Origin of the sequence: Streptomyces sp. NPDC051776 (assembly GCF_040681345.1) — a bacterium.
Taxonomy (GTDB): domain Bacteria; phylum Actinomycetota; class Actinomycetes; order Streptomycetales; family Streptomycetaceae; genus Streptomyces.
Map to the genome: position 1 here is coordinate 36733 of NZ_JBFAYQ010000028.1, position 14008 is coordinate 50740.

At 70.1% G+C, this 14008-nt stretch carries 8 protein-coding genes; 7 read left to right on the forward strand and 1 reads right to left on the reverse strand.

The window, feature by feature from the left end; all coding sequences use genetic code 11:
* The first annotated feature begins 187 nt into the window (after nt 1-187).
* The 5 genes from AB0M26_RS21195 (at nt 188) to AB0M26_RS21215 (ending at nt 8854) form a co-directional block, all read left to right on the forward strand.
* On the forward strand, nt 188-1648 hold the full coding sequence (locus AB0M26_RS21195; protein ID WP_365263358.1) for an aminotransferase class III-fold pyridoxal phosphate-dependent enzyme: 1461 nt from the start codon (nt 188-190) through the stop codon (nt 1646-1648).
* A gap of 144 nt (nt 1649-1792) precedes the next feature.
* Nucleotides 1793-3703 carry an IucA/IucC family protein gene (locus tag AB0M26_RS21200; protein ID WP_365263359.1) on the forward strand — a complete coding sequence of 637 codons (1911 nt, stop codon included), beginning with the start codon at nt 1793-1795 and terminating at the stop codon, nt 3701-3703.
* Nucleotides 3704-3882: 179 nt separating this feature from the next.
* Nucleotides 3883-4629, forward strand: a complete 747-nt coding sequence (locus tag AB0M26_RS21205) for a GNAT family N-acetyltransferase (protein WP_365263360.1) — start codon at nt 3883-3885, stop codon at nt 4627-4629.
* 431 nt (nt 4630-5060) lie between these two features.
* Nucleotides 5061-6785 carry an IucA/IucC family protein gene (locus AB0M26_RS21210; RefSeq protein ID WP_365263361.1) on the forward strand — a complete coding sequence of 575 codons (1725 nt, stop codon included), beginning with the start codon at nt 5061-5063 and terminating at the stop codon, nt 6783-6785.
* Entirely contained in the window at nt 6782-8854 is a 2073-nt protein-coding gene (locus tag AB0M26_RS21215) for an ATP-dependent DNA helicase (protein WP_365263362.1), read from the forward strand. The genes AB0M26_RS21210 and AB0M26_RS21215 overlap by 4 nt, the downstream gene beginning before the upstream one ends.
* 170 nt (nt 8855-9024) lie before the next feature.
* Here the strand turns inward: AB0M26_RS21215 and lexA are convergent, their stop codons facing one another.
* Nucleotides 9025-9810 (reverse strand): transcriptional repressor LexA, encoded by a 786-nt coding sequence (gene lexA, locus AB0M26_RS21220; protein ID WP_365263363.1) that lies wholly within the window; start codon nt 9808-9810, stop codon nt 9025-9027.
* A 489-nt stretch (nt 9811-10299) separates the two neighbouring features.
* On the opposite strand from lexA, the gene nrdR reads away from it, so the two are divergent.
* Nucleotides 10300-10821 (forward strand): transcriptional regulator NrdR, encoded by a 522-nt coding sequence (gene nrdR / locus AB0M26_RS21225; RefSeq protein WP_365263398.1) that lies wholly within the window; start codon nt 10300-10302, stop codon nt 10819-10821.
* Between the two features lie 117 nt (nt 10822-10938).
* Nucleotides 10939-13821, forward strand: a complete 2883-nt coding sequence (locus tag AB0M26_RS21230) for a vitamin B12-dependent ribonucleotide reductase (RefSeq protein ID WP_365263364.1) — start codon at nt 10939-10941, stop codon at nt 13819-13821.
* Nucleotides 13822-14008 lie beyond the last annotated feature (187 nt).

Consider the following 14008-nt stretch of genomic DNA (forward strand, 5'->3'; position numbering starts at 1 on the left):
CGAGAGGCGCAGGCCCCCCACTATGCCGGTGCCCTGGGGGACGGCGCCGGGCGGGTCCACGGTTCCCCGCCGACTCCGCGGCTCCGGAGGAACTCCCGTTCGCCCGTGATCCGCTGCCCTCGACGTCGTTGGTACGTACGGGGGACAGTCGGGGAGCGTTCAGCGCGTTCAGGAGGATCGACGAGACGTGGCCGTGACCCAGCCGCCGACGACACCAGCCGTCCCTCCGGCCGACGCGGCTGCCGAGGGCACTTTGCGGCGGGAGTCGCTGCCCGAATCCACCACCTGTACCGACGTGTGCTCGCTGCCGATCGTCCCGGTCCGGGCCCGTGGGCTGACGATCGAGAGTGCCGACGGGAGGCGCTATCTCGACTGCCTTTCGGGAGCAGGGTCGTTGACGCTCGGACACAACCATCCAGTTGTGCTCGAAGCGATCCGCTCCGTCCTCGACTCCGGCGCCCCGCTGCACGTCATGGATCTGGCGACGCCGGTCGAGGACGACTTCACCAGAGAACTGCTCCGTACCCTGCCCCGGCCGCTCGCCGAACGGGGACGCGTACGGTTCTGCGGACCGGCCGGCACCGACGCGGTGGGGGCCGCTCTCGACCTCGTGTGCTCCGCGACCGGCAGGACGGGGCTCTTCGCCTTCTCCGGCGCCGCTCGCGCTACTTCTCCGGGCGACCCCGATACCCGCGCGGATGCCCCTGCCCCACGGGTCACGCGTCTGCCCTATCCCAGCGTCGACCCCTGCTCGTCCGGAAGCGGGGGCCTGGGCGCTGCGCGGGTGCCCGCATCCTGGGCCGAGGACGCCGGCGTCATGGACCTGTTCGCCTCCCCGCGGCCCGGGACGCGAGCGCCCGCAGGGGTGATCGTCGAACCGGTCCAGGGAGAAGGCGAGTTGGTGCCGGTGCCGGAGGACTGGCTGCGCAGCATGCGCCACCTCACCGCTGCACGCGGCATCCCGTTGGTCGTGGACGAAATGCAGACGGGCGTCGGCCGGACCGGGACCTTCTGGGCTGTCGAGCGGAGCGGCGTCGTGCCGGACGTGATGGTGCTGTCCGCGGCCATCGGCGGCAGCCTGCCGCTGGCCGTCATGGTCTACCGCGACGATCTCGACCCCGGGCATCCGGGCGCGAGCGCCGGAGCCTTCCGTGGGAACCAGCTCGCCCTGGCCGCAGGTGCCGCCACCCTGGCCCACGTACGCGAGCACGGGCTGGCCGAACGCGCCGCAACACTCGGCGATCGCATGATTCGCCAGTTGACGGTCCTTGCCTCGCAGCAGCCGTGCATCACCGACGTACGAGGACGCGGTCTCATGATCGGCGTGGAACTGGACGACCCGGACGGCCCGGTATTCGCCGAGCCCGCGACGAACGGCACGGGCGAAGGGGGGCCGTCCGTGCTTGCCGCAGCGGTCCAGGAGGAGTGCTTGCGACGGGGGTTGATCGTCGGCATCGGGGGACGCCGCTCCGGTGTCGTCCGACTGCTGCCACCGCTCACGATCAGCGATGAGCAGGTCGATGCTGTGCTCGAACGGCTCGGCGACGCCATCGACGCCGGAGTCAGGACCGCCCGGCAGCGCGCTCATGGACGCGCGGGGCGAGGTCAGGCTGGTCCGGCTGAGAGCACCGAGAGCGCGGTCCGGTGATGACGGCCCGCCGGGGCCCCGGCAGGCGGCCGTCGCTGCCGGCGGAGGCGCCGCCGCGTCGGACGGCCCGGGTGGGCAAACGGATACCCGGGCCCTGCCACGCGCCTCTCGCCCCTTGCTCATAGCCGAAGGAGGAAGGCGCCGTTGCCATGGCCCCAGCGCCTGGAGCAGCGCGCCGATCAGACCGTGCACCCACCTCAGGGCCCCTCGACCGCATCGCTCACCGCCGAACCCACCGTTCCGGGCCAGGCCGGGCCGGAGTCCGCCCACTCGGTCGCCCGCGACCCGCTGGACCAGCCCGACGCCTTCCTCGCAGCCGACGCCGCGGCTGTCGAGAACCTCCTCCGCTGCTGGACGCGGGAGGACGCCACGCCGCCCCCGGACGGTGACGTTCTGCGCATTCCCCTCCACGCCAGCGGTGCCGCCCTGCTCGTCCCTGTCCGCTACTGGTCGGCCACCGGCTGGCACCGCTTCGGCGCACCCGCCCTCGAGAACGGACCACCCGGCGCCCCTGCGGTCGACGCCGTGACCCTTGCCGCCCTGCTCGGTCGGGAGGCGGCCCACGGGGCCACGAAGGCTCCGGTCCCGGACAGCACCGCACTCGTGAGCCGGGTAGCCGACTCCGTGGACCGCACGGCCGGGTTCATCGCCGACCGGCGGAGCCGCCCCGCCCACTCCGTCACCGGCCACCAGTTCCTGGACTCCGAGCAGTCCCTTGTCCTCGGACATCCGCTCCACCCCACTCCCAAGAGCCGCCAAGGGCTCTCCGATGCCGAATCCCGCGCTTATTCGCCCGAGTCGGGCGGTAGCTTCCCCCTGCACTGGATGACCGTCGACCGGGCCGTACTCGCGGGTGACTCGGCCTGGACCGAGGGCGGGCGGCCCGTACCCGTCGAGCAACTCGTATCGAGCCTGGCCGACGGCCTCCAACCGCCGGACGGCACGGTGCCGTTGCCACTCCATCCCTGGCAGGCACGCGACGTGCTGCGGCGCCCCGCCGTCGCCGAACTCCTCGACGCCCGGCTGCTCCACGACCTCGGCCCCCATGGGGAGCCGTGGTACCCCACCTCCTCCGTACGAACGGTGCACCAGCCCGGTACGGCCGCGATGCTGAAGCTGTCTCTCGGGTTGCGCATCACCAACTCCCGCCGCGAGAACCGCCGTAAGGAACTCCGGCGCGGCGTCGAGGTGCACCGCCTGCTCCGCGCCGGACTCGGACGCCAGTTGCGCGGCAGCCACCCCTGCTTCGACATCGTCCGCGACCCCGCCTGGATCGCCGTGACCGCACAGGACGGCACACCCCTGACGGGCCTGGACACCGTGGTCCGGCACAACCCTTTCGGCCCCGGGGACGACGCCCTGTGCATTGCCGCGCTGACGTCTCCCCGGCCCTGGCCGGGCGCCGAGGCCTGCGGAGTCCCCCTGATGCGATCCCGCCTCGCCGACATCGTGTCCCGCCTCGCGGCCGAAACGGGACGCTCATCAGCCGCGGTGTCCGCCGAGTGGTTCCTGCGCTACCTGGAGGCCGTGGTGCGTCCCGTTCTCTGGCTCGACGGAACAGCCGGTATCGCCCTGGAGGCGCACCAACAGAACACTCTCGTGCTCCTGGACGCCGACGGCTGGCCCGTCGGCGGCCGCTACCGCGACAACCAGGGCTACTACTTCCGAGAGTCCCACCGGGAGGCCCTCGACCGGAGGCTGCCCGGTATCGGCATCGAGAGCGACACCTTTGTCTCCGACGCGGTCACCGACGAGCGTTTCGCCTACTACCTCGGCATCAACAATGTGCTGGGCCTGATCGGGGCCTTCGGCTCCCAACGCCTCGCCGACGAGAGCCTTCTGCTCGCCGCCTTCCGCAGGTTCCTCGCCGACGCGGCATCAGGCAGCACCGGCACCGCCTCGCCCCTCCCGGCTCTCCTCCTCGAATCCACGACCCTCCGTTGCAAGGCGAACCTCCTCACCCGTCTGCACGGCCTCGACGAACTGGTCGGCCCCGTCGACACCCAGTCCGTCTACGTCACCATCCCCAACCCCCTTGCCACTGCAGCGGCATGAACCCGAGACCGATCGGACCGAGGAGGCCCCGAGATCCATGAGGCTCACGCGCTCGGCGCCACTAACGCCATCCATCCGCTCCACGCCGGCAACACCACCCACGCCACCCACACCAAGGCACTCCGCGTGCCCCACCACGTCCACGATCCCCACGAGATCGACGAGAGGAGAGCGCCGCCGTGCCGTCCGCGGACTCAAGGACCGACCAGAGCCCCTGCTCCAGCACCGACGACACCCTCGATCTGCATCTGCGCGACGAACTCGCCGCGCTGATCGCCGAGGAACGTGCGGTCCTGGCGCGCACGGAGGCACCGCCCGACACCCCCTCCCGGACCCGGCCGCCGTGGGTCGGCCCCGATCTGCTCGACTATGTTTCGGCATGGGGCCCCGCACCGAGCGGCTCACGCCCCTTCCGGCTCGTCCCCGTTCGGATCGACCGCGACCTGGCGCTCATCTCCCGGTGGATGAACGACCCGGCCGTGGCCGCCTTCTGGGACCTCGCAGGCCCCGACGAGATCGCCGCCGCCCACCTACGTGCCCAGATCGAGGGCGACGGCCGCAGTGTGCCGTGTCTGGGTCTCCTCGACGGCACTCCTATGAGCTATTGGGAGGTCTATCGCGCCGACCTCGACCCGATCGCGCGGCACTATGCGGCACGTCCGCACGACACCGGACTCCATCTGCTCATCGGGGCCGTCGGCGACCGCGGCCGTGGCTTCGGCACAGGCCTTCTGCGCACGGTCTCCGACCTCGTCCTCGACAATCGGCCCGCCTGCAGCCGCGTGATCGCCGAGCCCGACATCCGCAACACCCCTTCCGTAGCCGCGTTTCTGGGCGCCGGATTCCGCTTCCACGCCGAGCTCGAACTGCCGGGCAAGCGCGCCGCGCTGATGGTTCGCGACCGTCTTCACCGCCACCTCCTCTGATCCGGGCCGGGCCGGCCCGCTGAGCGCTCCACTGCTTTCTCTACACCGCTCGGCCCGATGCGGTTCCGCCCCGATTCCCGTTCCCGCGACGCCGGCAAATGCGCCCGCGCGGGTCCCGACCCGGACCCGACCCCAACCCCGACCCGGTCCGGACCCGACCACACACCGGGCCCAACCCCGACCCCAACCCGCCCCGGGCCCGGTCCGGACCGAGGCCGGCTCCCGACCGTGCCCGGCTCCCGGACCGCCTCCAACTCCCTGCTCCCGCACCCCCTTTACCGCACCACACCCCCACCCGCACACACCGGACACACCCGCACCCGCGCACACCCCCCCCGCCCGTTCCGCCCGAAGAGCCCAGACCTTGCGCCCGTCACTCCAGCCCCACCCCCGACGCCTGGCATCGAGCATCACGCCGTCTCTTCGCCAAAATGCTGGCCGAGTTCGCGTACGAAGGGGTGATCACGCCGGAGCCGGGCGGTGCCGATCCGCTCGCCTACCAACTCCCCGTGAGCGACTCGATCACCTACCGCTTCCGCGCCCGCCGAGGCGCGTACGAGCACTGGCGCGTCGACCCCGACTCCATCGCGCCGACCGCCGACCCCCTCCGGTTCGTCGCGCAGGCCAACGACACCCTCCTCGGGCTGACCGGCGACACCACAGGCCGCCTCATCCGCGAACTCATGGCCACGCTCGCCGCCGACACCCGGATCGATGCCTCAGCCGCGAGCGTCGCCGACCTCGCCGACCTCGGCTACGCGCACCTCGAAGGGCACCAGACCGGCCACCCCTGGATCGTGGTCAACAAGGGCCGTATGGGCTTCTCCGCCGCAGCCGCCGCCCGCTGGGCCCCCGAGCCCGCACGCCGCAGCGCCCGCCCTGGCTCGCCGTCCACCGCGACGCCGCCCGCTACCGGGGCGTCCGCGCTGTCGCGACGCCGGAGCGTCTCCACGCCGAGGAGCTTTCACCGGGGACCCGCCAGGCCTTCGGTCGCCCGGCACCATCGCGACCCCGCCGACTACCTCTACCTGCCCGTCCATCCGTGGCAGTGGGACGAGTGCATCGCCCCCCTCTTCGCCCCGCAGATCGCCGAAGGAACGATCATTCCGCTCCCGGAGGACGAAGATCTCCGGCTGCCGCAGCAGTCCGTCCGCACTTTCCTCAACACCACCCGGCCACGCGCCCGTACGGTCAAGCTCCCTCTCTCCGTCCTCAACACCCTGGTGTGGCGCGGCCTGCCCACCGAACGCACACTCGCCGCGCCCGCCGTCACCGAGTGGGTGCACGGTCTGCGCGACGCCGACCCGTTCCTGAGGGAGGAGACCCGGGTCGTCCTGCTCGGCGAGACCGCCTCCGTCACGGTCGAGCACCCGCTGTACGATGGGCTGCCCGGCGTCCCGTACCAGTACCGCGAACTCCTCGGCTGCATCTGGCGCGAGCCCCTCACGGGCCACCTCGATGCGGGCGAGCGTGCCCGCACCCTCGCCGCCCTGCTCCTCACGGACGCACAGGGCAGTTCCTTCACGGCCGAACTCGTCCGCCGCTCAGGGCTCGAACCCACCCTCTGGTTGCGGCACCTCTTCGCGGCGCTCCTGCCACCGCTGCTGCACTTCCTCTACCGGTACGGCACCGTTTTCTCGCCGCACGGGGAGAACGCGATCGTCGTCTTCGACGAGCACGACGTTCCCGCCCGCCTGGCGGTGAAGGACTTCGTCGACGACGTGAACATCAGCGCCGAGCCGCTTCCAGAGCGCGCCGCCATGCCCGGCGACGTACGGTCGGTGCTGCTCACCGAGCCGTCCGGATTCCTCATCCAGTTCATCCACTCCGGCCTGTTCGTCGGCGTCTTCCGCTACCTCGCGCCGATCTGCGCGGACCACCTCGGCGTGCTCGAGGCCGAGTTCTGGCCGCTCGTCCGGGCCGAGATCCTGGCCCACCAGGCGCGCTTTCCGGAGCTGAAGGAGCGCTTCGAGACCTTCGACCTCCTCACCCGCGCATCGAGCGGCTCTGTCTCAACCGCAACCGTCTGCACCTGGACGGTTACCGCGACCGGCCCGAGCGGCCCCATGCCGCCGTCCACGGCACGGTCCCGAACCCGCTTCACCAGCCGTGACGACGCGATGTCAGTGCTGCGCCGTAGGGTGGTCCCGCTATGACGAAGCCCTCCCTCCCCGATCTGCTCCACGCCGCCGTCACCGCCGTCGGCGGCACCGAGCGCCCTGGTCAGGTCACCATGGCCGAATCCGTCGCCGAGGCGATCGACGGCGGGTCCCACCTGCTGGTCCAGGCCGGCACCGGTACCGGCAAGTCCCTCGGATATCTGGTGCCCGCGCTGGCGCACGGCGAGCGCGTCGTCGTGGCCACGGCGACGCTGGCGCTGCAGCGCCAGCTCGTGGAGCGGGATCTGCCGCGCACGGTCGAGGCATTGCAGCCGCTGCTGCGCCGGCGCCCCCAGTTCGCCATGCTCAAGGGCCGTTCCAACTACTTGTGCCTGCACCGGCTCCATGAGGGAGCGCCGCAGGACGAGGAGGACGGCCTCTTCGACGTCTTCGAGTCCGCCGCCCCCACCAGCAAGCTCGGCCAGGACCTGCTGCGGATGCGGGACTGGGCGGACGAGACCGAGACAGGCGACCGGGACGCCCTGACCCCCGGCGTCTCGGACCGCGCCTGGGCCCAGGTGTCGGTCTCGTCCCGCGAGTGCCTGGGCGCGTCCAAGTGCGCATACGGCGCCGAGTGCTTCGCCGAGGCCGCGCGGGAGCGGGCGAAGCTGGCCGATGTCGTGGTCACGAATCACGCGCTGCTCGCGATCGACGCGATCGAGGGCGCACCCGTACTGCCCAGCCATGAGGTTCTGGTCGTCGACGAGGCCCACGAGCTGGTCTCGCGGGTGACGGGAGCCGCGACCGGTGAACTCACTCCGGGCAGCGTGAACCGAGCGGTCCGAGGCGCCGCGAAGCTGGTCAACGAGAAGGCGGGGGACGCCTTGCAGACCGCGGCCGAGAGCTTCGAGCGGATCATGGAGCTGGCCCTGCCCGGTCGGCTCGAGGAGATCCCGGAAGACCTCGCCTATGCCCTCATGTCCCTCCGGGACGCGGCCCGTACGGTGATCACGGCGCTGGGGAACACGCGCGACCAGTCCGTGCAGGACGAGGACGCGGTGCGCAAGCAGGCGCTCGCCTCCATCGAGAACGTCCACGCCGTGGCGGAGCGTGTCGTGGCAGCCTCGGAGTACGACGTCGTCTGGTACGAGCGGCACGACCGGTTCGGGGCGTCCCTGCGGGTCGCGCCGCTCTCGGTGTCCGGGCTGCTGCGCGAGAAACTTTTCGCCGATCGCAGCGTGGTCCTGACCTCGGCCACCCTGAAGCTGGGCGGCGACTTCAACGGTGTGGCGGCCTCGCTCGGGCTGCCCCCGGAGTCCGTGCCGAACGGGCTGCCGGGGCCGAGGAGCCACGTCGAACGGCCCGGCGCCGCATCGTCCGACGAGGCGCAAACAGACAGCGACGGGAGAGAGCCGGCCGACGGCTCCGAGCAGGACACGAGCCCGCTGTGGAAGGGGCTCGACGTCGGGTCGCCGTTCGACTACCGCAAGCAGGGCATCCTCTATGTGGCCCGCCATCTCGCGCAGCCGGGCCGCGAGGGCAGCCGTACGGACATGCTGGACGAACTCGCGGAGCTCGTGGAGGCCGCGGGCGGGCGTACGCTGGGTCTCTTCTCGTCGATGCGCGGCGCACAGGCCGCGGCCGAGTCGCTGCGCGGACGCCTGGACATGCCGATTCTGCTCCAGGGCGAGGAGACCCTGGGCGAGCTGATCCGCTCGTTCTCCTGTGACGCCCGGACGTGCCTGTTCGGCACGTTGTCCTTGTGGCAGGGGGTCGATGTGCCCGGGGCGAACTGCCAGCTCGTCGTCATGGACCGTATCCCCTTCCCGCGCCCGGACGATCCGTTGATGAGTGCCCGGCAGAAGTCCGTTGAGGATGGCGGCGGCAATGGCTTCATGGCGGTCGCTGCGACGCATGCCGCCCTGCTGATGGCCCAGGGCGCGGGCCGGCTGGTCCGGGCATCGGGGGACCGCGGCGTGGTGGCGGTCCTCGACCCGCGCCTGGCCACGGCGCGCTACGGCAGCTTCCTCAAGGCGTCCATGCCCGACTTCTGGTACACCACCGACCGCAATCAAGTGCGCCGGTCCCTCGCGGCGATCGATGCCGCAGCACTCGCGGCGCAATAGGTCGGGCCGGGTGCATCTGCCTCGACAGGGAGTGCCCGCTTCCCGGTTTGGTTCGCCGCATAGGTGGTGTGCGGCGGGCGCATGGCCACACGTGGCCATGACGTGCGTCCGACATGCAGCGGGCCCCGGAACCGGCGCAGGGATTCCGGGGCCCGGTCGTGAGGGGCGTGTCAGACCCGCCGCAGCACCGCCACCACCTTGCCGAGGATCGTGGCCTCGTCGCCGGGGATCGGCTGGTACGCGGAGTTGTGCGGGATCAGCCAGACGTGGCCGTCCTCCCGCTTGAAACGCTTCACGGTGGCCTCGCCGTCCAGCATCGCGGCCACGATGTCCCCGTTCTCCGCGACGGGCTGGCGGCGGACGGTGACCCAGTCGCCGTCGCAGATCGCCGCTTCGACCATCGAGTCGCCGACCACCTTCAGCACGAACAGCTCGCCGTCACCGACCAGTTGACGGGGAAGCGGGAAGACGTCCTCGACGGACTCCTCGGCGAGGATCGGGCCGCCGGCCGCGATACGGCCGACCAGCGGCACATAGGACGCGGCGGGCTTGCCCGTGGTGTCCGCCTGCTGGCTCGTCGGCCCGTCGGAGCCGCGGACCTCGTACGCCCGCGGGCGGTGCGGGTCGCGCCGCAGGAAGCCCTTGCGCTCCAGCGCCATGAGCTGGTGCGCGACGGACGAGGTGCTCGAGAGGCCCACCGCCTGGCCGATCTCACGCATGGACGGAGGATAGCCGCGCCGCTGCACGGAGTCCCGGATCACCTCGATGACCCGGCGCTGGCGGTCCGTGAGACCGGAGCTGTCGGCCCGGATGCCTGGAGGTCGACCGGGCAGCGAGCGTACGGGCTTCTGCCCCTCGGGATTCGTGGTGGCGTCGTTCATCGGGTGGCTCTGCTCGAATCGGTGCTGGGAGCGGTCCTGGGCAGTGATGGTGGCGCTGTCTGCGGTGGTGGTCACGTCGGCCCCTCTCGAGATGGTTCTCCCCAGTGACACAACGGTAGTTGGTTTCGAAAGGTTGCGCCAAACACACGTTCGAGTGAAATTTCCCAGATCACCTGACGAGATCAAGTGCTGAGGTGTATAGGCGGGTGCCCGATCGCCCGGGCGGGTCCCGCCCGGGCCGGTTCGCGGGCCCGGCGGAAGTGTTGCCGGGGCTGTGGCCAGTGTGGCAGCTGAGACCCGCGTGACGGTATACGTACGCGCTCCCGCTAGTCTCCTGTTGCCGCCCCTTCGTGCGACACGCGGTCGACGTGCTTGACGGGCAACCACCAGATCTAGTGGTTAGATGTGCGGCAGCCACCCACAAGTTGTGGTTCACGGTCCTCAAAGGCCGCAGTTATGGCCTATGATTGAGGCTGTTCCCAGGCCTTTCCACGGGTCTGCGGAGCCATGCAGCTGTGCCGGCTGCCATTCGACGTTCACAGGGTTTCAGGAAGGGTGAGGACCGTGCACTGCCCCTTCTGCAGACACCCCGACAGCCGCGTCGTGGACAGCCGCACCACCGACGACGGGACGTCGATCCGCCGGCGCCGTCAGTGCCCCGACTGCTCTCGCCGCTTCACGACAGTGGAGACGGCGTCACTCATGGTGATCAAGCGGAGCGGGGTCACTGAACCGTTCAGCCGTGACAAGGTCATCGCCGGTGTGCGCAAGGCATGCCAGGGGCGGCCCGTCACCGAGGACGCTCTCGCCAAACTCGGCCAGCGGGTCGAGGAGGCGGTGCGCGCCACGGGCAGCGCCGAGCTGTCCACGCATGACGTAGGGCTCGCGATACTCGGTCCGCTCCAGGAGCTCGACCTCGTCGCCTATCTGCGGTTCGCGTCCGTCTACCGGGCGTTCGACTCGCTCGAGGACTTCGAGGCCGCAGTCGCGGAGCTGCGCGAGCAGCGGAAGCCGACCGACGAGGACGGGAGCGGGCCGGCGGGGGGCGCCGAGGCCCCCGCCCCGACCACCACCGCCGCCGGTTGACCGGCGGCGCCATCAGACCCGCCCCGGGCGCGCAGGTGCGCCGGGGCACAGGACAGAAATAGTGCCTGGGGGAAGAAACAGGCACGTCAGGGCGTTATGCCCGTACAGGGAGGCGGCATGACAGAGACGACGAGCGGCCAGGCACGAAGCTCCCGTGCCAAGGGCAGCAAGGCGAGCAAGGGGCTGCGTGTCGAGCGCATCCACACCACCCCCGGCGTGCACCCGTACGACGAGGTGGTCTGGGAGCGCCGCGACGTCGTCATGACCAACTGGCGTGACGGTTCGGTCAACTTCGAGCAGCGGGGTGTCGAGTTCCCCGAGTTCTGGTCGGTGAACGCGGTCAACATCGTCACGAGCAAGTACTTCCGCGGTGCCGTCGGTTCGCCCGGCCGTGAGTCCAGCCTGAAGCAGCTCATCGACCGTGTGGTCAAGACCTACCGCAAGGCGGGCGAGGACCACGGCTACTTCGCCTCCCCGGCGGACGCCGAGATCTTCGACCACGAGCTCACCCACGCCCTGCTGCACCAGGTGTTCAGCTTCAACTCCCCGGTCTGGTTCAACGTCGGCACCCAGCAGCCGCAGCAGGTCTCCGCCTGCTTCATCCTCTCCGTCGACGACTCCATGGAGTCGATCCTCGACTGGTACAAGGAAGAGGGGATGATCTTCAAGGGCGGTTCCGGCGCCGGCCTGAACCTCTCCCGTATCCGGTCGTCCAAGGAACTGCTGTCCTCCGGCGGCAACGCCTCCGGTCCCGTCTCCTTCATGCGCGGTGCGGACGCCTCCGCAGGGACGATCAAGTCCGGTGGCGCGACCCGCCGCGCCGCCAAGATGGTCGTCCTGGACGTCGACCACCCGGACGTCGAGGCCTTCATCGACACCAAGGTGAAGGAGGAGGAGAAGATCCGCTCCCTGCGCGACGCGGGCTTCGACATGGATCTGGGCGGCGAGGACATCACCTCCGTCCAGTACCAGAACGCCAACAACTCCGTTCGAGTCAACGCCGAGTTCATGAAGGCCGTGGAGTCCGGCTCGAAGTTCGGCCTGCGCGGACGGATGACCGGTGAGGTCTTGGAGGAGGTCGACGCGAAGTCCCTCTTCCGGAAGATGGCCGAGGCGGCGTGGGCCTGCGCCGACCCCGGCATCCAGTACGACGACACCATCAACCACTGGCACACCTCGCCGGAGACGGGCCGGATCACCGCCTCCAACCCGTGCAGCGAGTACATGCACCTGGACAACTCCTCGTGCAACCTGGCCTCGCTGAACCTCATGAAGTTCCTGCGCGACGACGACCTGGGCAACCAGACGTTCGACGCCGAGACCTTCGCGAAGGTCGTCGAACTGGTCATCACGGCGATGGACATTTCCATCTCCTTCGCCGACTTCCCGACCGAGAAGATCGGTGAGACGACGCGCGCCTTCCGCCAGTTGGGCATCGGGTACGCCAACCTCGGCGCCCTGCTGATGGCCACCGGCCACGCGTACGACTCCGACGGCGGCCGCGCACTCGCCGGTGCCATCACCTCGCTGATGACCGGCACCTCGTACAAGCGCTCCGCCCAACTGGCCGCGGTCGTCGGCCCGTACGAGGGCTACGCCCGCAACGCCGATGCCCATCAGCGCGTCATGCGGCAGCACTCGGACGCCAATGGTGCCGCCAAGCGCATGGACGACCTGGACACTCCGGTCTGGGCCGCGGCCACCGAGGCGTGGCAGGACGTCATCCGCCTCGGCGGGAAGCACGGCTTCCGCAACGCCCAGGCCTCCGTGCTGGCTCCGACCGGCACCATCGGCCTGATGATGGACTGCGACACCACGGGCGTCGAGCCGGACCTGGCCCTGGTCAAGTTCAAGAAGCTCGTCGGCGGCGGCTCGATGCAGATCGTGAACAACACGGTCCCCAAGGCGCTGAAGCGCCTCGGCTACCAGCCGGAGCAGGTCGAGGCGATCGTCGCCCACATCGCCGAGCACGGCAATGTGATCGACGCACCGGGCCTGCGCCCCGAGCATTACGAGGTCTTCGACTGCGCCATGGGCGAGCGGTCCATCTCCCCGATGGGTCACGTCCGCATGATGGCGGCGGCCCAGCCGTTCCTCTCCGGCGCGATCTCCAAGACCGTCAACATGCCGGAGTCGGCCACCGTCGAGGAGATCGAGGAGATCTACTTCGAGGGTTGGAAGCTCGGTCTGAAGGCGCTCGCGATCTACCGCGACAACTGCAAGGTCGGCCAGCCTCTCTCCGCCAAGAAGAAGGAGGAGAAGAAAGCCGCGGAGCCCGTCCCGGCACCGGAGAAGGTCGTCGAGTACCGGCCCGTCCGCAAGCGGCTGCCGAAGGGGCGTCCAGGCATCACCACCTCCTTCACGGTGGGTGGCGCCGAGGGCTACATGACGGCCAACTCCTACCCGGACGACGGCCTCGGCGAGGTCTTCCTGAAGATGTCCAAGCAGGGCTCGACCCTCGCGGGCATGATGGACGCCTTCTCCATCGCCGTATCGGTTGGCCTGCAGTACGGGGTACCGCTGGAGACGTACGTCTCGAAGTTCACCAATATGCGGTTCGAGCCGGCCGGTATGACCGACGACCCTGATGTGCGGATGGCGCAGTCGATCGTCGACTACATCTTCCGCCGCCTGGCGCTGGACTTCCTGCCGTTCGAGACGCGGTCGGCCCTCGGCATCCACTCGGCCGAGGAGCGGCAGCGCCACCTGGAGACGGGGTCGTACGAGCCGGCCGATGACGAGGTCGACGTGGAGGGGCTCGCCCAGTCCGCGCCCCGCCATGTCGAGGTGCTGCCGAAGACCTCGCCGGAGTCGCCGAAGCCCGAGGTGACGTCCGCTGTTCCCGCGCCGAAGGAGGCGCACAGCTCCACGGAGCTGGTCGAGATGCAGCTCGGCCTGAACGCGGACGCCCCGCTCTGCTTCTCGTGCGGCACCAAGATGCGCCGGGCCGGGAGCTGCTACCTCTGCGAGGGGTGCGGCTCGACCAGCGGCTGCAGCTGAAAACGAGCGGAATTGCGCCTGATGCAACATTGAGCCTTCTGCGCTGATTCCGCAGCATCGCAGGTCAGAGCGGGAGTCGAGACTTTCTCGGCTCCCGCTCTCGGCTGTGTGAGGGCAGGTCGGACAGAGGGACGTAACCAATTCATCGATGTTGCGTTGAATGCAACGTGGCAAGAGAAGCGAGTCT

What these genes read in the sequence shown, in the direction of transcription:
- AB0M26_RS21230 (WP_365263364.1), top strand. Translation starts at nt 10,939, where the DNA reads ATGACAGAGACGACGAGCGGCCAGGCACGAAGCTCCCGTGCCAAGGGC.
- AB0M26_RS21210 (WP_365263361.1), top strand. Translation starts at nt 5,061, where the DNA reads ATGCTGGCCGAGTTCGCGTACGAAGGGGTGATCACGCCGGAGCCGGGC.
- AB0M26_RS21215 (WP_365263362.1), top strand. Translation starts at nt 6,782, where the DNA reads ATGACGAAGCCCTCCCTCCCCGATCTGCTCCACGCCGCCGTCACCGCC.